Source organism: Mucilaginibacter psychrotolerans, from assembly GCF_004519315.1.
Taxonomy (GTDB): Bacteria; Bacteroidota; Bacteroidia; order Sphingobacteriales; family Sphingobacteriaceae; genus Mucilaginibacter; species Mucilaginibacter psychrotolerans.
In genome coordinates, this window is sequence record NZ_SOZE01000042.1 from 1 (window position 1) to 19,313 (window position 19,313).

The following is a 19,313-nucleotide window of genomic DNA, read 5'->3' on the forward strand; positions in this document are numbered from 1 at the left end:
AATTTTATTGAAGTCAATCATGTGGAAATGTATTTAAATATTTGAATTTCAGACACTTAAATATACTTACATTTCCTTTGATTGGCAAATCTATTCTCAATTATTAATCGAACTCAGGTTATTAGGGAAATAACTTTTTCTTTGTGGCCTCTGTGCCTTCTCTGTGAACTCTGTGTTTAAATTTTCATTACATCATATACTATTTGTAACGGATTTTAAGTCACGCCAACTTTCAAAATAAATTGATAAATTGTGAGCTAAATACAACCTGTAAAAAGCCATCACTATTTATGCAAACCCTAGAAAACACCCATTGGCCGCTGTGGCGAAAAATCGTATTCCGCTTCTTTTTCGTTTACCTCGCCTTACAAACCGCGCCCATCACCTGGCTCGATAGCATCCCCTACGTAAGCATCGTAACGCAATACTACGGCAAGCTTACCGACTGGATAGTAACCGAAGCAAATACGCTGTTTTTGCACGTGAGGCCGGTGCTGGTGCCCGAAAACGGCAGCGGTGATACCTCTATGGGGTGGGCAAGGCTTTGGACTTACCTGCTATTGGCTGCGCTTGGCGCGATTATATGGTCGGTGGCCGACCGGAAACGGCCCAATTACACCCACCTGAATTATTGGCTCTGCCTTTTTACGCGTTACTATGTTATCATGGTAGCACTGCTTTATGGCATCATCAAGCTGTTTGGCATGCAGATGATTTTCCCGAGCCTGCACCAATTGGCCACCCCGCTTGGCGATTTACTGCCTATGCGCTTCTCCTGGCTGTTCATCGGCTACTCGGGGCCATACCAGTTCTTCTCGGGTGCTATGGAGGTTTTTGCTGCGCTACTGCTATTGTACCGCCGTACCGCGTCCCTGGGCACTTTGGTAGCCACGGGCGTTTTCATCAACGTAATGATGCTGAACCTGTGCTACGATATCCCCGTGAAGATATTTTCGATGCAGATGGTGTTTACCTGTCTGTTTTTGCTGGCCAACGAAAGCAACAGACTGATAGCTTTCTTTATACTGGACAAACCCGCCCCAACCAGTGCCATCTACCATTTCCGATACACTAAAAAGTGGATGCGCATTACCCGCATCGTGCTGAAATCACTCTTTGTGCTCATCATGATCATCATACCCGTTTACCAAGATTTCGGCCAGGCTGCCGATAACAAGGTGCCCAAACAACCCGTTCAAAATGGTGTGTATGCTGTAACCAGCTACAAAATCAATAAACAAGATATACCGCTTTCGCTTACGGATACCCTGCGCTGGCAGGACCTGATATTCGAAAATGGATCCGGCAGCGTAAAATCAAACGATACGCTATTCAGGAAGCGGTACAACCGCGGCTATTTTGCCTACGGCCTCGACAGCGCCAAACACATGCTCTACTTCAAAAAACGTTACGACGATAAGGCCTATATCCTCCTATTCGACTACGCCATGCCTGATAGCAACACCATCACCCTCAGCGGCCTGAAAGGTAAGGATAGCCTGCACGTAGAATTAAAACGCATCAAACGCCATTTTCAACTGGCGGAAAGGCAGTTTCATTGGTTGAGTGAGCAGAATAGGTAGGGGGAAATTAATAGCTGTTCTGCAAATACAAAAAACCACCGCATAAAACCATCAGGAAACCAACACATGGCAGACTTTGAATTTCATATAAATAAACAGGAATGGGAGGCTTTATTTGATTATTTACAGGCCAATAATTATCGGATTATCCCGGATATGTTTTATCCCACAAAACAGTTCAATATAATCACCGGTTGGGATGATTTTACAGAGCATCACGAGCGAAATGCTACCCATTTTTTTATAATCAACGATTTTTTTTCCTTGGAGCCAATTGTGGTGAGCCGAAATAAATATGCTGAAGAACCTATTTATCAGGTTAATCAAAGAAAAGGAGGCCCTTATCTAGATATTTCTTATTACAGAGGTTTTGCTAATAATGCCATCATTCCTTGCATTAGCACAGACCTGTCTTACTACCCCAGATTTATCCATTTTAATAACTACCATGAATTTAAAGCAAGCGATGAGCTAAAGGACAGCTACAATAAAATAGTTAAATTTATTAAGGCAAGGTGCAAGGTGGTACGCAAAAACAATAAAAAATATTTTATCGGATATGGCGCTCTTAAAGAATTAGAGCATCTATTATGATTTGGAAAGGCAATCCCCCGCTGTCGCAGGTGCCCCCCACTTGTGGCCCGCGCGCAAAGTAAGGACTATGCAAGCCGCCTACTTGTCCTGCCGAGGATTGCTTCGTTCCTCGCAAAGACGATGGGAGAGTAGCAAAAAGGCACCCGCTACCGCAAGTGTCCTCGACTTGTGGCCTGCACAAAGGTTAGCGACCATGCAAATCGCCTACCTGTCCTGCCGAGGATTGCTTCGTTCCTTATGATGACGTGACATTAAGTTATTGATTATCAATTTGTATTTTTTATACGTCATAACCTTTTTTTTCAGGGTACCCCCTGATGGATACTCGCAAAGACGATGTGGAGAGTAGCTCCCGTTGCCTCTTCCCTTATTATTTCCCCCGGTTTCATTTTAAACCCTAAACTGTTTATCTTATCCAACAATTCGTAAGCTTGTTGCGTTTACATACCGGCTTAGGCAATCAATATCACAATGGCTAAAACAATCAGCACATTTATTTTAATATTAATAAGCACATTCATCTGCAAAGCACAAAACACTGTGTTGAGCGCAGACGAAATTGGCCCCCGCATTGCTAAAAATTTGAGGAATGGTTATAAACCAGATTCATTGGCTTTAGAAAAAATTTGCGGGAGTGGGTTTTTCTTAGCAAAATTCCTTGTGGATAAGCGGGGCGATATTACTGATATTTCATTTAGTAGGGATAGTGCATCGGTAATTACTGATGCATTATCGGTTGCTATACGATCCTTAAAAGCCGATACTCTGCTCATGTCAAGTTTAGCTATATCGGGTAAAACGATAATTCAGCCGGTAATATATCATTTGGAAAAAGGATGCAATTATCCCAAAATTGACCAGTCAGCTGATAATGAAACTAAACTGAAAAACGTTACGGCATTTTTCAAGTACCATCAGAGCACCCAACACTTTGAAGTACCTTTGTTCGGGATGTTGGATTTTGGCGAAAAGGAGTTTTCGGCAATAGACTGTTTAATATTAAAGCCGTTTACAATCGAATCCGTAAAAGACCCAGGTTATTAGCTTACTCCGCTCCCCGGTTCTGCAAGCGCCCTCAATGTGGCAAGCATGCAAGGCAGCCACCATGCAAATCGCCTACCTGCCCTGCCGGGGATTGCTTCGTTCCCCGCACGAAAATTAATTTGGTACCTCAAGCGTTCATTAATCTTTTTAACAAAAACAACCCCACTTGCCAATGAAAAAGCTGATCTATATTTTTATACCAATATGTTTCTTGTGCATTAAATGTGCTGCCCAGACCAAGCTAATGCCCGGAATTATCAAGGGTAAAAGAGAAACATTTAGCGTGCAACGGATAGAACGGAAATTTTCGGATTCGCCGAGGGAGATTATTGTTACCAATAAGCGCAACAAGTATGATAATGGGCTTCCCGTGCCCAAAGAGCCCAATTTTATCAGGATGAATCCTAAAGATATCCATTTAGATACAATAGAAATAAGGAAAGTTGTCTATCGGGTTATGGCTGATAAAATCAATATTTTAAAGCAAAATAAAGAGAAAATTAGCATAGGCATGGTATTTAAGCCCAGCGGTAGTGTGGTGGATATTTGGTTTACATTAAATGAAAACACATTAATTACCGCCACGGAGATGGAAAGGTTAGATAACGAATTGAGAACAAGCATAATCGCAAGATTTACAGGAAAACAGTATTTAAAATATGAGGCGATTCCGGGCAACATCATCCCTCCTGTGACATTTCAATAAAAAAATTGTTTGGCTGCGCTGCTGAAATTGTGTCCGAATTGCGGCCCGCATATAGGGTAGCTACATTGCAAATCGCCTACTTGTCCTGCCGGGGAGTGCTTCGTTCCTCGCAAAAAACGATGGGGAGAGTAGCAAAAAAAGTGTTCGCTACCGCAAGTGTCCTCGACTTGTGGCCTGCATGCAAGGTATAGCCGACCACACCAATCGCCTACCTGTCCTACTGGGATCTACCACGTAATCATTTGTAAAAAACAGCTCCCCCGGTCAACGCGCCTCACCAATTACTTTAAACCTTTAGCAGCTATTTCGAAAAGCTCTCCATCGTACTTTTTAGTGAATATTACCTCAAAACCTTGCTTGCTTAGGTAATTCCCGGTTTGTGTACATATCACTGTGCCATCCATCTTTTTTATCTGGTAGGTTTTTAAAGGATCGAGGTTAAATACGGTAACGCGTCGTTCGGTTTCGGTACTGCCCTGCCGGAATATGCCAACAATTCCGCCGGCTTTTGTTTCGGTATTTATCCGCTGAAAGCCATCCCAATAACCCTCCATCGGTTCCCCAAAACCGGGTAAGTCCTGCCTAAAACTCATGATCCGGTAGCGAAGGTCCATCCTTTGCAGCCAATCGGCAAATTGCCTGTATTTGGTCAGCTCAGCCGTAGTCAGCTTCCTGGGATCGCCCAACATAATGGGCAGGGCACCTGCTAACGATTTGATATGCAAATCCCAACTGGCATCCTGCATTTCGGGGTTGCCAATAACCAGCGCCGTTGCCGGGATAGCCGGCGACCGCCACCACGCCATATTGCGGATGCTTAAATCAATTTCCTGCCCGTGGCCCGTAAAGTTAGAGAGCCAGTTGCCTTCGGCATGTTTGAGCATGGCATAATCAATCAGCTGCAAGCCGCCCATGGTTTCAAATGTACAATCAATAAACAGCCCGGGTTTGGCGGCATGTAACTCATCGAAGAGTTTCCACACCTGTTCATAATTGGCATAAAGCGATTCGTGGTGATCCTGATGCCCCGGATGATTGGCAGCATAACAGCCCGAAGCGCTGGCATCATAGCGGTACGGACTGGTCACTACCGCAAAATCCAGTTTCATATATTCCAGTCCGTTGTCAAGCGCCAGTTTCAATAAAATATCTTTTATATAATCATACCAACCGGTGCTAAAACAGGCGGTGTACCTATCGGCATCCACATCCAGGTGCAGCGACGTGAGCTTGCCGTTTTTATCCTTAACAAACCATTCGGGGTGAGCCTTAAACACTTTGCTATCGGGTGTAGCGCTACCTACACTTATCCATAAACCGGGTTTCATCCCCAGCGATTTGATATAATCAAACACCGGCTTTAGTCCATGGGGGAATTTCTTTTTATCTATCCCCCAATCGCCATAACTATCTTGCCAGCCATCATCAATCACAAATTCTTTCATGCCCGCCTTTGCGGCAGCGCGGGCTAGCTCCATTACCAGTTGCTCGTTGATGTTGCTGCCAAAAGGCTCCCAGGTATTGTAAACAAAAGTGGGTTTCTGCTTTAAAAGCGATAAGCGCGAGCCAAGGTATTTTCTTACAAAATCGGCTACCTGGGTGTTTAATATTTCGCCGGCATCTTTACAGTTGTTATACACCATGGTAAACACCTGCGCGGTGCTGAATACCTGCCCGGGCAAAATATACTTTCTGAAAGGGTACCGGGCATCTTTATGGGTAAAGCCGCTACAGATGTCCATTCCGCCCCAAAAGAACGAAGTGTGTTTAACCACGCCCGCGGCCTCGTTGCCTACTACTATGCCTTGCTGCCACTGGCTGTTATGCACGGCAACAAGTGCATCCTGCATGTTACCGTCATAGGGGCCCAAAGCGCGCCTGCGGCCATAATCATGTGCCACCGAGCTAAATGTGGGGGCATCGGGGTTAAGATCTAATTTTTCTACATCAACAGATTCCAGCTTTAGGGTGGCTGCCGAAAGGTTTTTTAGCGTAAGACTTTTACGGATAGCCGCCGAACCCGGATAGAGCAAGTATTGAACGGTTAGCTCAAACTGATGCTCTTCGTTTAAAAGCGTAACTGCCGCACCATTACCGGATGTAGCATCGGAACAATTTTTTATAGCGATGAGCCGCCAATTGGTACGACTACCCGAGTAAAGCTGGTCGTTGATTTCGAACTGAAAATCGGTGCTAACGGAGTCGAGCAGCTGGAACTTACCCGATACCGGCTTATACTGTGTGGTGAAAAAATGTCCGGTTGGCGCAGGCAGTTGAATAACGCGCTCAACAATGCCATTGTTAAGCGTTAACGCTGTAGTATTCCAGGATGCAAATTGTTGCGCCTTTAAGGATTTAACTGCCAGCAAGAAAAAAAACAGTAAAAAGAATTTGAGTTTCATTAACGGGTAATTGTATCTGCAAAAAATTTAAAGCGCACGCGCTTGCCTATATTCCAAACGGTTTTAAAAGTAGCAATCTTTTGGAAATTTTACCATATGAGCAAATTCACCGCTGCCAAGGGAAATCGGTTTTAAAGGGCAGAAACCTATGAAGCCCGCAGCGTTGTTTATGCTTTCGAGTTGTACAAGAAATTGAAATTTTGCCGCGGCATAGCCCCTTATTATTTCCCCGGGTTTCATTTTAAACCCTAAACTGTTTATCTTATCCAACAATTCGTAAGCTTGTTGCGTTTACATACCGGCTTAGGCAATCAATATCACATGGGTAAAATTTTTACGATAACCGCGGGACTGGAAAACATGGGCGCACTGCATACCGGCGGGCAGGGCTCCGTATATAAAGGCAAGCGCATCGGCGAGATTTATGTGGCGGTAAAACTGCTGCCTACCCCCATTTTCGCTGAGGACGAGAACGACAAGCATTATAAAGATTTTACCAACGAGGTTGAGAAACTGAAAAAGGTAAACGAGGTGGCCAACCCCAACGTAGTGAAGATACTCAGCTCGGGCATTACCGAGAGCGGCTCGCTCCCCTTTATTGAGATGGAGTTCATCGAGGGACCCGACCTGGCCGAACTGCTTACCGAACAAGGCAAACCCATATTCACCATTGCCGAAACCATCAAGGTGGCCTACCAACTGGCCAACGCACTGAGCCACTGCCACAAAGTGGGCGTAAAGCATGGCGACATCAAAAGCAACAACGTAAAGTTCAATGTAAATACCGGCAATTATGTGCTGTTGGATTTCGGCCTGGCCATCATGACCGGCGAGCAGCGGCGCAGCAGCCTGCGTAATGCCGGTGCCGTGGAGTTTATGGCCCCCGAGCAAAGCGACGGCGAACTATTAACGCAGAGTGACGTCTACAGCTACGGCATTATCCTGTACGAACTGCTGGCCGGCACAGTGCCCTTTAAGCTGAACGATAATGGCCAAAGTGCCCGCAACGCCGTAATGATTGCCCACCTGGACCAGGAACCGCCCAATATGCTTGCCCTCCGCAAAGCCAATATGCCGCCGGATTGGAATGCCGGGCAACGCCAAAGCGAAATGCAGGTACCCGAATGGCTAATCACCCTCATCTATAAATGCCTACAAAAAGACCCCGCCGACCGCTATGCCGACGGCACCGAACTGCGGCAGGCCATACAAAACAGCGTACTCAATACCAAAACCGGCACCGAGGGTGCATTGATACTCCAAAACGAAAAGGCCAGCCTGCAAAACCTGCTACAACAAGAGCAGGAAAAGAATAACACCTTGCAGCAGGAAATTGACGGGCTGAAGCGAGCGGCAGCATCGCAAAGCAAAATCCCTGCTGCCTTACCTGTAGCAGCGAATTCCCCCGCTACAAGCGCATCCAAAGGCTTGTTAATTGGCATTGCCATGTTGAGCATTTGCATCGGCGCGGCTTTGGGGCATTACCTTTTGGCGGGGAGTAAAGCCGCTTCTGCGAAACCTGTTGCCGAAATACAAAATCCCGCAGACAGCGTAGTTAAACCCGCCGCTGATACGGTAGCGGCTGCCAAACCATTACCTGTAAAAAAGCACGATACCGCAGCTCACGCCAAGCCCGAAACGGCAGCCGTGCACAAGAAAATCAAAAAAGATTCTGTTAGAAAAACGCCGCCCAGAAAGGCTCCTGTCCCACCGAAACAGCCCGTGATTGCACAACCAAAAGGCGGCGACGTGGGCAAGGTATTCTCGCTGTTTACAACGTACGCTTATTTCCACAGTCGCCCGGATGCCGCAAGTAAACGCGCCGCTAACATTAGCCAATGGGATAACGCCCGCCTACGCGCAATCGACGACCAAAACGGCTATATCTACGTTACCTTCACCAATAAAGAGGGCCAAACCAACAGCGGGTGGCTCAATAAAAAAGATTTGATCGTAGTTGGTCAGTAGGCCGCGAAAACGTAAATTTTATTCCGCCTCCAATAGCTTCTTCAACCCGCCAAATATGGCCTGCCAGCTACCCTCCGAGTGTGCTTTGGCGGCTTCGTCTTTGATGTTGTCCTGCGTAATCGCCAGCGTGGTTACGCCATCCTGTTCGTCTAGTTTGTAGCTTACTAACTGGTAGTTTTCGGGTTTATCCTCGGTGCCGCCCATGCTGCTCCAATAGGTGTAGCGAACGTATTCGCCGGGAATTATCTCTTGAATAGTACCTTTGTCCTGGTAGGCTTTCCCCTCCCATTCGCCGCTCCAGGTAATGGGGCTGCCTTCCATCCAGGCTGATTCCTGCATTGTGCCGAAGAAATACTGCTTCACCACCTCCGGATCGGTAATTCCTTGCCAAACTCTTTCCTTTGGCGAGTTGAAACTGATGCTGGTTGTTAATTTGATATCGCTCATGATATTGTGTTTTATGGGTTGCTTTGGTTAACAACGTAAACCCCTTTGGGTTTCGCATGAATTTTCTGTGCAAAGTTAACGGCGGCAGTGACAACCCTATGTCAGTAGGGCAATTAATTTAATATATTGATAGAAATAGGATAAATAGACAAAAAACCACCAGCAAAAGAACCTTATATTTGGCTTACAGATCACAGAATCACTTAAACCTATGGTACCCCATTTTTTTAAACGTTTAAAAAATATAGTGGCTGTTTTGTCGGCCATGGCCGCTGCAACAAATGCCTTCGCCAACGTCAACGCTATCGATTTCTCCAAAATACCTGATGCCGCCAAACTAGCACCTCAAATCACTTTCCTCAAGACAAACTACCGGCTTTACAACCATTGGGTACACGATTGGCAGTACGATATCCCCAAGGAAAAAACGGTGAACACGCTGACCTCCCTTTACCAGGCGCTGGAAAAAAACACCGCCAAAAACGAAGAGACGTACCTGCTGCTTGGCGATATAGCCCACTACCTGTACAATATGGAAATAGAGGAATATTACCAAAAAGCCCTGGATAATTATAAGCAGGCACAATTGCTTGCCGCCGGCGATTACCGGGCATATTGGTTCATGGGCAATCATTATTCCTTATCGGCCAGGCAATTGGATGGCTTCGATGCTTACGCTACCGCCCTTAAACTGTTGCCGGCCGACGCCAAAAGCCCGGAGTTTTGGGCCGACTACTCGGTAGCCTGTACTAATGCCGGCATGGTAAGCACGGCCCGTTATGCGGCAAGCCGGGCTGCCAAAATAGACGACGGCATGCAACACCTTGACGAGCAATTACTTCCGATAGCCCCCGCTTACTACAAAGCCGCCCCGCCAGATACCACCCTGCAAGCCAAGGATATATGGACCACGTACACCAATAGTAGCAAAGTGGTATTAGATAACTGGCTAATGGGCATAAAAGTGGCAATAGACAGCAGCTGGAGCCTTAAGGCGGGCGGATACGACCACCATTTATCCTACCTGGTTTTGAATCCCACCCTCGCCACCGATGCTAAAGGAAAAAAAATAGGCTATACGATGTTGTTTATGATGAAACATGCCGAGCCGGGCGAAACCCTGCAGGGCTACCTCGATAAACTGACCTCTAAATATACCAACCGGAAGCCGGTAAGCTTTACAGCTGGCGGCTTCAGCAGTATGCTGGCTTACGAAATAAACGACCCGGCCAGCTACCGGGATATCGGCGGCGGGCATTTTTACGAAGTGGCCATTGAGCGCGATGCCCCCGAATTCCCGGGTATGAAGCTGGAAAAACCAGCCGAAACACCCACAAATGGCGACAACAGCGGGCAGGTAAATTACTATAGGGCAGAGCAAAAATACGCCCGCGCAAAAGGCAAAATATTTTACCTGATTCTGCTGGATACCTGCGGTAATATTTTCGACCAATCGGTAAAAACCTTCCGCGATTTATTGGGTAATAACTTAATAATCGAATAGGCAGCAAAAGATTTGAACGCGTTATGAAACCTTTTGAAATTCCTTTATTAATGTCCAAATTACCTGCATGAAAAAATCGCTGTCGCTTTTGCTCTTGTTGGTGATGCTCTCCGCTTTCGATACGCATAAAGAATTGAAGTGGGAAGCGATTGGCGACTCCATTACCTACTCCAATAGCCACCCCGAAGCCTCACAGCACCGAATTTCCATTGGCTATATGGATGATGTAATTAAGGCGCTACCCTACATCAAGTACAATAACCATGGCTACCCGGGCTGGACAGCAAAAAGCATGGCCGAAAACATGGAGAAAATCGGCATCGAGAAAGCCGAAATCTATTCGATATTCCTGGGTACTAACGATTGGTGGGTGGGGCTACCCATTGGTACCCTAAGCGATTACCAGGACAACACCGGCAACCAAACGGCATATGGTTGCTACCGCATCATCATTAACAAAATACGCAGCTTAAACCCGGATGCGAAGATTATACTGATGACTCCCCTGCAACGTACCGAATACGTAGACCTTAACAACCCCAAGGTGTTTATACAGGGCCAAAACAAAGCCAAGGAGGGCGTATTCCTGTCGCAATATGCTGATGCTATTAAAACCATTGCCAAAGCAGAATGCTTTGAACTGGCGGACCTGTACTACAAGAGTGGCATCAACTTAAAAAATGCCGTGAATTTCCGACGCCTGCGCAATCCTCAAACCCACGAATACAAAAACTACACCTACCCCCATTACATCGGTATCCCCTATGACCCAGCGACCGACGAATACCCTTACCCGGTGGAAGCCATGAATATGACTTACGATGGCCTGCACCCCTCAGACAAAGGGCACGCCGCAATAGCTAAGATGCTCGTAAAAATCATGAAGAGGTTTTAGGGTTTAAAACTTGTCAGTCTCTATCTTATCGGTAAACATACTTTACTCAGCCCGATGGAATTTTTTCTTTACCCTCCATGCTGCGCAATTAAGACGAAGAAAAACATAACTCAATATGTTCTTTTTTACGCAACAGGGCGGCACGTAACCCGTGCCGCCCTGTTAATCGGTTCAAACCTTATACCATTATGGTTTCAACACTACTTTTACGCAGTCTTCTTCTTTCTTGTCGAAAATCTCATAACCATGCGCAACTTCGCTTAATGGTAACGTATGGCTGATGATATCGTCCAGCACTACCTTCTCCTCTTTCACCAAGCCTATCAGGTGGTCGATGTAATTAATAACCGGTGCCTGCCCCATTTTCAGGGTGATGCCTTTATCAAATACCCGGTGGAAAGGGAAATTATCGTAGGTGGAACCATATACACCCACAATACTTACTGTACCCATGCGGCGCACAGCTTTAAAGGCCATATCAAGCACTTTCATGCTGCCTACCTCAAAGTTCAACATCGCTTTAGCTTTGTCCAGTATAGTGCGCTCAGGCTCAAAGCCTACGGCATCCACACAAACGTCGGCACCGCGGCCGCCAGTCATCTCGCGGATGGCTTCTACCACGTCAACCTCGTGTGGGTTCAGTGTATCTACATTATTTACGGCACGTGCTTTATCCAGGCGGTAATTCAACGGGTCGATAGCGATAACGCGGCTGGCACCATTTAGCCAGGCCGCTTTTTGCGCCATCAACCCAACCGGACCGGAACCAAAAATAGCAACTACCTCGCCACCTTTCAGCTGCGCCCAATCAATAGCCGACCAGCCGGTTGGAAAAATATCTGTTAAGAACAAAACCTGTTCATCCGTCATATTATCGGGCACCACACGCGGGCTGATATCGGCATAAGGTACTCTTACATATTCTGCCTGACCGCCCGAGTAGCCGCCATAAAGATCAGTATAGCCGAATAGAGCTGCACCTTTCTGATCGGCCATGTCGCCGTTAGGGCCGTAATGCTTGTAGTTGGAGTTTTCGCATGCCGGCGAGGCCTCATGCTGGCAAAAAAAACAGTGCCCACAAGCTATCGGAAAGGGAACAACCACACGGTCTCCACGTTTAAGGTTGGTGATGTCTTTACCAACTTCTTCTACAATGCCCATAAATTCATGTCCCATAACCATGGGAGATGCCTGTGGCACACCTCCGCTAAGGATATGCAGGTCGGAACCGCAAATGGCGGTTGACGTTACTCTTAAAATTACATCGCGCGAATCTTCTATCCGCGGATCCTCGACGGTATCATAACGGATATCGCCGGGTTTGTGAAATACTGCTGCTTTCATAAGTGTTGTTTAGTTTTCGTTTGTTAGCATAACACGCTTCATTAAATTATAGTTTTAAGAAATAAATACAATTATTCGATTAATTATTCAAAACCATACCGGGTAACTCGTATCGGACCAACTCAAATGTTAATACCCGGCGCTTGTGTTAATACCCGGCGCATGATAAGATTAGATAATTCTGGCTATCGTGCCATTTACAAAGATTATTGTCAATAATATTTTTCAAATTCGTGGTACATATGAACCTCCACACTATAGATACCGGCTTTTTTAAATTAGATGGCGGCGCCATGTTTGGCGTGGTGCCAAAAAGCATCTGGCAAAAAACCAATCCGGCTGATGCCAACAACCTGTGCACCTGGGCCATGCGCTGCCTGCTGGTAGAAGACGGCAACCGGCTGATATTGATTGACACCGGCATAGGCGATAAGCAAAGCGAGAAATTCTTTAGTCATTATTACTTGCATGGCGATGCTAACATGGATAGTTCACTGGCGGCAAAAGGTTTCCACCGGGATGATATTACCGATGTGTTCCTCACCCACCTGCATTTTGATCACGTGGGCGGTGCAGTTATCAGAGATGGCGAACTGCTGAAACCGGCTTTCAAAAATGCCACTTATTGGAGCAACCCGCAGCACTGGGATTGGGCGGTAAACCCCAATGAACGCGAGAAAGCATCTTTCCTAACGGAGAACATACTGCCCATACAACAAAGCGGCCAACTTAAATTTATAGATGCTACAGACGGTGCAAAATTTACCGATGACATCAGCATACGCCTGGCTTTTGGCCATACCGATGCGATGATGTTGCCGCTGATAGATTACAAAGGCAAAAAAATACTGTACATGGCCGATCTGCTGCCGTCTGTAGGGCATATCCCCTTGCCTTACATAATGGCCTATGATATGTTCCCCATGAAGACCCTTGCAGAGCGTAAACTATTTTGGAATGAGGCGGTTGAAAACGAATACATCCTGTACCTGGAGCACGACCCCATAAACGAGTGCTGCACCTTGCAGCAAACCGAAAAAGGCATCAAGGTTAAGGAAATGTTCGGCCTGGATAAACTTTAAGATTGCTTTTAATATAAGAATAATTATTGCATTTTAGCAATGCGGTTTTTTAACTTTAAGAAACAAAAATATACCTTTGCACGTTCAATTCTAAATAACAGAATCGAGGATTAACTAAATAGATGAGACAACTCAAAATAACGCAATCCATTACCAATCGTGAGTCGCAATCCCTCGACAAATACCTGCACGAAATTGGTAAAGTTGATTTGATCACTGCCGAAGAAGAAGTAATCTTAGCCCAAAAAATACGCGAAGGCGACCAGGCTGCGTTGGAGCGTTTAACTAAAACCAACCTCCGTTTTGTGGTGTCGGTTGCCAAGCAATACCAAAACCAGGGCCTCACCCTGGGCGACCTGATAAACGAAGGCAACTTAGGGTTGATAAAGGCTGCCAAGCGTTTTGATGAGACCAAAGGTTTCAAATTTATCTCATACGCCGTTTGGTGGATTCGCCAGTCAATTCTGCAGGCCATTGCCGAGCAAAGCCGTATCGTGCGTTTACCCTTGAACCAGGTAGGCAGTTTAAGCAAAATAAGTAAAGCTTTCAGTAAACTGGAGCAGGAATACGAGCGCGAACCATCGCCCGAAGAACTGGCCGATATACTGGAAACAACCGTTGATAAAATATCGGATACGCTGAGCAACAGCGGCCGCCATGTAAGTATGGATGCCCCCTTTGTGCAGGGCGAGGAAAACACGCTGTTGGATGTACTGGAAAACCAGGAGCCCAATACCGATTCGATACTCATCAACGAGTCCTTATCCGAAGAAATCAAACGTTCTTTATCAACCTTAACCGAGCGCGAGCGCGAAATCATCGTATTGTTCTTCGGTTTGGGCAGTAACCACCCGCTTTCGCTGGAAGAAATTGGCGAGAAGTTCAACCTCACCCGAGAGCGCGTGCGCCAGATAAAAGACAAAGCTTTGCAGCGTTTGCGCCATACTTCGCGCAGCAAGATTCTAAAATCGTACCTGGGGTAATACCTTTACGCTATACGAAAAAACCTCCGCCAAAACAGCGGAGGTTTTTTTATGGCCTGCTCCAAAAATCTTGTTTTAAAACGAAAACTTGTTTGTCACATGCGTAAGCAAATAGACTATGGTTTGTTAGTACCAGGCAACGCTGATGAATAAAACTCTTTATAGAAGAAAAACCTTTGAAAAACACTCTCGTTTCTAATGGTATTGGATGTTATTGAAAACAATAGCCATCCTTCTGAACTCATAAAATTTAAAACATCGGTTCTGGTATTTAGCCTCGAAATTTTATACATTTTACTTTTGTCATTAAAAAACGTCAATGAGTCTATTTTACCCGGTACCACTTCAGCGGAAATATTATTCCTTGAAAATCCACTTTCCATAATATGTATTTCGCAATATCTAACTACCTTATTTTGCGCAACGCAATAGTTAAATGTTAAAATTAAAGACAGGGTTATGATGTATTTCATAGTAAATTAATTTATGTAAAAAGTGTTTTGATATGAGTTGTTGACCAAATTCGCGACAAAATTTTTCACCATGGTTACAACCGGCGTACCATATTAGGCACAACCTTATATAGTAAACCCACTGCAGCATGGTTATTAACAACCGGCAGTGCCTTTAAAATTTGTAAAACAGAAGTGAAGAAATAAACGGCAGAGGATTCAAAAACAAAGGAGTTTTCATCGCGAACGGGTTTAAGTTATTTATGCATACGAAACTAACTCCGCTACAATAATTGCTTGTTAAGAAATTATTATTTAATGCTTAATACGGCAATAAATACAATATTCACCGATCTGCCATGCTTTTTTGCGCATTTATTACCTGTAATGCAATATGCATTTATAGGTGGCGTTTAGCTTTTATACGCCTTTTTCGCCCACAACCGCTAATGCCCCATATACGCAAACTGCTCTGGTATTTTTACAAACCCATACTTTTATGGAACAGCGCATTCACCCTTACCTGCCTGGGGCTGGTTTGCTATTATGGCGGTAAAGTGGCGGGTTTCGTGCTGTTTTTTAAGCTGATGGGCTATGCATCAACTACCTTCCTGCAAAGTTATACCGCCAAAAATGTGTATATGTTTTACCGCAACGCAGGTTACAGCGTGCGCCGAATGTATGCCTATACCTACGCTATGGATCTGACTATCTACTTCTTTTTACTCACCGTTTGCCTGCTTTTATTGAAATGAACAAGACATTAAAGGTAGATAGCGTACAGCTGGAATTCGACGGACGGAAGATATTGCAAAGCGTATATCTCAATTGCACGCAGGGCGAAGTGATAGGCTTGTTGGGCCGTAATGGTTGCGGCAAATCTTCGTTGCTCAAAATTATCTTCGGTACGCGGCAGGCCAACTACCGTTATGTGAGCATCGATGAGCAATTCATACACAAAGGCTACCACAACAACCGCATCGCTTACCTACCGCAACACAACTACCTGCCGGGCGGCATCAAAATAGAGCAGCTGGCCCGGGTACTGGTAGACCCTATATCCTGGCAGGAATTTGCCGAATTAGCCATTTACCAGCGCAACGCCAATAAAAAGATACACGAGCTTTCGGGCGGAGAATTGCGCCAACTGGAAACCCTGATGATCATCCACAGCCGCGCCGATTTTATATTGCTGGACGAGCCTTTTACCCATATCTCCCCCATCCAGGCAGATGAATTTAAACCTGTAATACGCGCCTGCGCCAAACGCAAAGGCATCATCGTAACCGACCACCAGTATTACAACATCCTTGCAGTAAGCGATAAAGTGATTTTATTGGCAGATGGGGTGACGAAACACATCGCGGATAACGATGAGTTAATTACGTATGGGTATTTGAGCGGGAAGTAAAATCTTTGTTTGCTATAATAATCTTATATGCTTCTTCGTTCATGCGCTCCCGTCGATAGCTGTATTCAGCAAACTTTGGGGGATAAGCTAATTCTGAGGCCCTGTACGATGATAGCTCACCCTTTTTAAAACTCATGATTAACTCATTTTGTCCGCTTTCTCCTGTGTAAATAAAATCGGAGCGATCAAAATAGAAAAAATATTGAGCTATATTTTTGAAGCTTTCGTTGAAATTTATTCGGATGTTTCCTCTCGATATTATTAGTCCGTCTTGTTTGATAGTTCTTGATGCCACCCGATTAAAAGATTGCTCCGGGTTATCTAAAAATAATACAATCAATGAAGTCTTATAGCCCGCATTTCTTGCTGCGTCAACTATTGAGCTAAAAGAGCCGTCATTAAAAACAGTCTCTAATAAAACGCTTTTACCATTTAAGATAGCTTGATAAGCCATCTCTTTTGTTCTGCCTTTATAAACATCTGTCATCAACACAACAAAATTCTCTAACTCATTCAGTCGGGTACGAATAAATGTGGATTTACCAGCAGCGTTACATCCAGATACAAAGATAAGTTCCGGCTTTGCCATTAATCTAACTTTCTTATTATGGTATCTTTAATTTCAACCGGGATTTCACGCTCATCGGTTACAACTTCAATAGTCACCAGGAACTTTTCGCCATTAGGCATTTCTTTACGCCAATAGCCCTCATCTTCTTTAAACTGCGCGTAAAAAGGATTACCCAACTCAAACGCACGCTGCCTGCCCAACTCATGCATATTGTTCATGTTTTTCAAAAGGCGATCAACTGTCGATTTTTCTTTCATTGCGGGAGGCGCTAATTTGCTAACACAAAAATGCTAAAAACATTTGTACATAAATAATTACGGTTTAATAGCGTACGATTACTGCAGATAGCTTAATTTGCTTTCGCTAAACACTACCCATCATGACCATCCCCATTTACCAGGCCGATGCTTTTACCGATAAGCTTTTCGGCGGCAATCCTGCTGCTGTTTGTCCGCTAACGGAATGGCTGCCCGATGCCGTAATGCAAAACATTGCCTTAGAGAACAACCTGGCCGAAACTGCCTTTTTCGTAAAGAACGATACCGGCTACATGCTGCGCTGGTTTACGCCCGAACTGGAGATTGACCTTTGCGGCCACGCCACGCTGGCCACAGCGCACATTATTTTTACCGAGCTAGGGCACGAAGGTGATACCATATACTTCGATACAAAGCAGGTGGGCACCCTGATTGTCAAGCGCGACGGTGATAAATACACGCTCGATTTCCCTTCGCGGCCGCCGATTGCTGTTGATGCACCGGAGGGCTTATTGGCCTCCCTGGGCGGCAAAACACCTTTGAGCATCTGGCGTTCGCGCGATTATATGCTGGTATATGAAAATGAGGAGGATATTGCAGAACTGACACCCAACCATGCGGCACTTGCTAAAATAGATACCATTGGCGTTATTGTTACGGCACCAGGTAAAGAGGTAGATTTTGTATCACGCTTTTTCGCACCCGCTGCCAGCGTACCCGAAGATCCGGTTACCGGCTCGGCACACTGCAACCTTATCCCTTATTGGGCCGACAGGCTGGGCAAAAACCAATTACATGCTTACCAGATATCGCCCCGCAAAGGCGAACTTTGGTGCGAGCTGAAAGGCGACCGTGTACTAATGACAGGCAATGCAGTTACTTATTTAAAGGGTGAGATTTATGTGTAGCAAATGGGGCCTTATTTTTTTGTTGCTGCTGGCAAGCCCCGCAGTACTTTATGCGCAGCGTTACAGCATATCAGGCAAAATAGCGGGTTTTAAAAATAACAGCAAAGTTTATTTGGTAGATGGGGAAACAGACGAGCCCATCAACAGCACTGTGCTAAAGGAAGGCATATTCTATTTAAAAGGCAATTTAAAGAACGGCCCAATGTACCTTTCTGTGGTTATTCACGAAGGAAAAAACGAGTATGCCTGCGAGGTATTTGCCGGTGGTGGCGATGTTTCCATTACCGGAAGTAAGAAGGATTTTCCGTACAATGTCAACATAGACGGGCCTGCCGAACAACGCAAGTTTAATGCTTATCAGCAATTGATGAAAGCAATCAATAAAAAGTCGGACTCGTTGAAGCAGGTTTATTTAAAAGTACGGAACGACAGCATAGCGGCACGGCAAGCAGCGATAAATTACAATAAAACGGGCGATGAATACCAAACCAACAACAAGAAATTGATTAATCAAAACAGCAACTCCTATTACGCCGCAATGGAGTTCCATAACTACTTACCCGAAATGGGCCGGGACAGTATACAACGGGTATATAACGGGCTTTCGGTACCTATACAACAAAGCATCTACGGTAAGCGCATCCAAACGTATTTAACTATGGGCGATACGCTAAAGGTTAACGATAAAATTTATGATTTTGAGGCTTATGATGCCGGCGGCAAAAATCATTTTCTTTCTTCCTATACCGATAAATACATCCTGCTCGATTTCTCCTCCGTACATTGCGGCCCATGTATTGCTGCGGCGGATGAATTACGTTTGCTGAGCCAAAAATACAAGGGCAGCCTACATGTCATATCCTTCTCACCCGATAAAAAAGCCGAATGGTTGCAGGGCATTAAAAACGACAAAGCAACGTGGATAAGCCTTACCGACGGTCAGGGCGATCAAAGCAAAGCCCTGTTAAAATATGGCGTTATCACGTACCCAACCTTCTTTATTATAGCGCCGGGCGGCCTAATTGCAGAGAAATGGCTGGGTTATGAGAAACTCAAAAGCGGCATGGGCAACCTGGAGAAGCATCTGGTCAGGTATCTCAACAAACCCTGAAGTTTTACACGTAGCAGAGATCAAATGTACTAAGCAGCACCAATCGCATTT

Annotated in this window: 19 protein-coding genes; 13 read left to right on the plus strand and 6 right to left on the minus strand. The window is 45.3% G+C overall.

The annotated features are described in order from the left end of the window. Positions 1-290: 290 nt before the first annotated feature. From E2R66_RS25095 to E2R66_RS25110, 4 genes are all read left to right on the plus strand, one after another. A complete protein-coding gene (locus E2R66_RS25095; RefSeq protein ID WP_133236127.1) occupies positions 291-1,583 on the plus strand; it encodes a hypothetical protein in 1,293 nt (430 codons plus the stop codon). A gap of 66 nt (positions 1,584-1,649) precedes the next feature. Then, entirely contained in the window at positions 1,650-2,177 is a 528-nt protein-coding gene (locus E2R66_RS25100) for a hypothetical protein (RefSeq protein WP_133236129.1), read from the plus strand. Between the two features lie 471 nt (positions 2,178-2,648). Next, the gene (locus E2R66_RS25105) at positions 2,649-3,221 is read left to right on the plus strand and encodes a hypothetical protein (protein ID WP_133236131.1); all 573 of its coding nucleotides are present in this window, start codon (positions 2,649-2,651) and stop codon (positions 3,219-3,221) included. 172 nt (positions 3,222-3,393) lie between these two features. Then, entirely contained in the window at positions 3,394-3,927 is a 534-nt protein-coding gene (locus tag E2R66_RS25110; protein WP_133236133.1) for a hypothetical protein, read from the plus strand. Between the two features lie 281 nt (positions 3,928-4,208). On the opposite strand, the gene E2R66_RS25115 is transcribed toward E2R66_RS25110, so the two are convergent. After that, positions 4,209-6,329: a glycoside hydrolase family 36 protein gene (locus E2R66_RS25115; RefSeq protein WP_133236135.1), complete on the minus strand. Its 2,121-nt coding sequence runs from the start codon at positions 6,327-6,329 to the stop codon at positions 4,209-4,211. 321 nt (positions 6,330-6,650) lie between these two features. Between E2R66_RS25115 and E2R66_RS25120 the strand changes: the two genes are divergently transcribed. After that, positions 6,651-8,297 carry a serine/threonine protein kinase gene (locus E2R66_RS25120; protein ID WP_133236137.1) on the plus strand — a complete coding sequence of 549 codons (1,647 nt, stop codon included), beginning with the start codon at positions 6,651-6,653 and terminating at the stop codon, positions 8,295-8,297. A gap of 18 nt (positions 8,298-8,315) precedes the next feature. Here E2R66_RS25120 and E2R66_RS25125 read toward each other — a convergent pair whose 3' ends face one another. Continuing rightward, entirely contained in the window at positions 8,316-8,744 is a 429-nt protein-coding gene (locus tag E2R66_RS25125) for an SRPBCC family protein (protein ID WP_133236139.1), read from the minus strand. Positions 8,745-8,955: 211 nt separating this feature from the next. Between E2R66_RS25125 and E2R66_RS25130 the strand changes: the two genes are divergently transcribed. Further along, a complete protein-coding gene (locus E2R66_RS25130) occupies positions 8,956-10,248 on the plus strand; it encodes a tetratricopeptide repeat protein (RefSeq protein ID WP_133236141.1) in 1,293 nt (430 codons plus the stop codon). Between the two features lie 67 nt (positions 10,249-10,315). After that, on the plus strand, positions 10,316-11,143 hold the full coding sequence (locus E2R66_RS25135) for an SGNH/GDSL hydrolase family protein (RefSeq protein WP_133236143.1): 828 nt from the start codon (positions 10,316-10,318) through the stop codon (positions 11,141-11,143). A 186-nt stretch (positions 11,144-11,329) separates the two neighbouring features. On the opposite strand, the gene E2R66_RS25140 is transcribed toward E2R66_RS25135, so the two are convergent. After that, the gene (locus E2R66_RS25140) at positions 11,330-12,487 is read right to left on the minus strand and encodes a zinc-dependent alcohol dehydrogenase (RefSeq protein WP_133236145.1); all 1,158 of its coding nucleotides are present in this window, start codon (positions 12,485-12,487) and stop codon (positions 11,330-11,332) included. Between the two features lie 242 nt (positions 12,488-12,729). On the opposite strand from E2R66_RS25140, the gene E2R66_RS25145 reads away from it, so the two are divergent. Together E2R66_RS25145 and E2R66_RS25150 are read left to right on the plus strand one after the other, a co-directional pair. Then, positions 12,730-13,569: an MBL fold metallo-hydrolase gene (locus E2R66_RS25145; protein ID WP_133236147.1), complete on the plus strand. Its 840-nt coding sequence runs from the start codon at positions 12,730-12,732 to the stop codon at positions 13,567-13,569. A 122-nt stretch (positions 13,570-13,691) separates the two neighbouring features. Beyond that, entirely contained in the window at positions 13,692-14,552 is an 861-nt protein-coding gene (locus tag E2R66_RS25150) for a sigma-70 family RNA polymerase sigma factor (protein WP_078348167.1), read from the plus strand. Between the two features lie 116 nt (positions 14,553-14,668). Here the strand turns inward: E2R66_RS25150 and E2R66_RS25155 are convergent, their stop codons facing one another. Further along, positions 14,669-15,025, minus strand: coding sequence for a hypothetical protein (locus E2R66_RS25155; RefSeq protein WP_133236149.1), 357 nt, complete (start codon positions 15,023-15,025; stop codon positions 14,669-14,671). Positions 15,026-15,453: 428 nt separating this feature from the next. On the opposite strand from E2R66_RS25155, the gene E2R66_RS25160 reads away from it, so the two are divergent. Continuing rightward, positions 15,454-15,759 carry a hypothetical protein gene (locus E2R66_RS25160; protein WP_133236151.1) on the plus strand — a complete coding sequence of 102 codons (306 nt, stop codon included), beginning with the start codon at positions 15,454-15,456 and terminating at the stop codon, positions 15,757-15,759. Beyond that, positions 15,756-16,415, plus strand: a complete 660-nt coding sequence (locus tag E2R66_RS25165; protein WP_133236153.1) for an ATP-binding cassette domain-containing protein — start codon at positions 15,756-15,758, stop codon at positions 16,413-16,415. Before E2R66_RS25160 ends, E2R66_RS25165 begins: the two co-directional genes overlap by 4 nt. Here the strand turns inward: E2R66_RS25165 and E2R66_RS25170 are convergent. Both E2R66_RS25170 and E2R66_RS25175 read right to left on the minus strand, forming a co-directional pair. After that, positions 16,387-17,004, minus strand: coding sequence for a zeta toxin family protein (locus tag E2R66_RS25170; protein WP_133236155.1), 618 nt, complete (start codon positions 17,002-17,004; stop codon positions 16,387-16,389). The two genes, E2R66_RS25165 and E2R66_RS25170, sit on opposite strands and share 29 nt — an antisense overlap. Next, the gene (locus E2R66_RS25175) at positions 17,004-17,243 is read right to left on the minus strand and encodes a hypothetical protein (RefSeq protein WP_133236157.1); all 240 of its coding nucleotides are present in this window, start codon (positions 17,241-17,243) and stop codon (positions 17,004-17,006) included. The genes E2R66_RS25170 and E2R66_RS25175 overlap by 1 nt, the downstream gene beginning before the upstream one ends. Before the next feature lie 122 nt (positions 17,244-17,365). On the opposite strand from E2R66_RS25175, the gene E2R66_RS25180 reads away from it, so the two are divergent. Both E2R66_RS25180 and E2R66_RS25185 read left to right on the plus strand, forming a co-directional pair. Further along, on the plus strand, positions 17,366-18,151 hold the full coding sequence (locus tag E2R66_RS25180) for a PhzF family phenazine biosynthesis protein (RefSeq protein ID WP_133236159.1): 786 nt from the start codon (positions 17,366-17,368) through the stop codon (positions 18,149-18,151). Further along, positions 18,144-19,262, plus strand: a complete 1,119-nt coding sequence (locus E2R66_RS25185) for a TlpA disulfide reductase family protein (protein ID WP_133236161.1) — start codon at positions 18,144-18,146, stop codon at positions 19,260-19,262. Before E2R66_RS25180 ends, E2R66_RS25185 begins: the two co-directional genes overlap by 8 nt. Positions 19,263-19,313 lie beyond the last annotated feature (51 nt).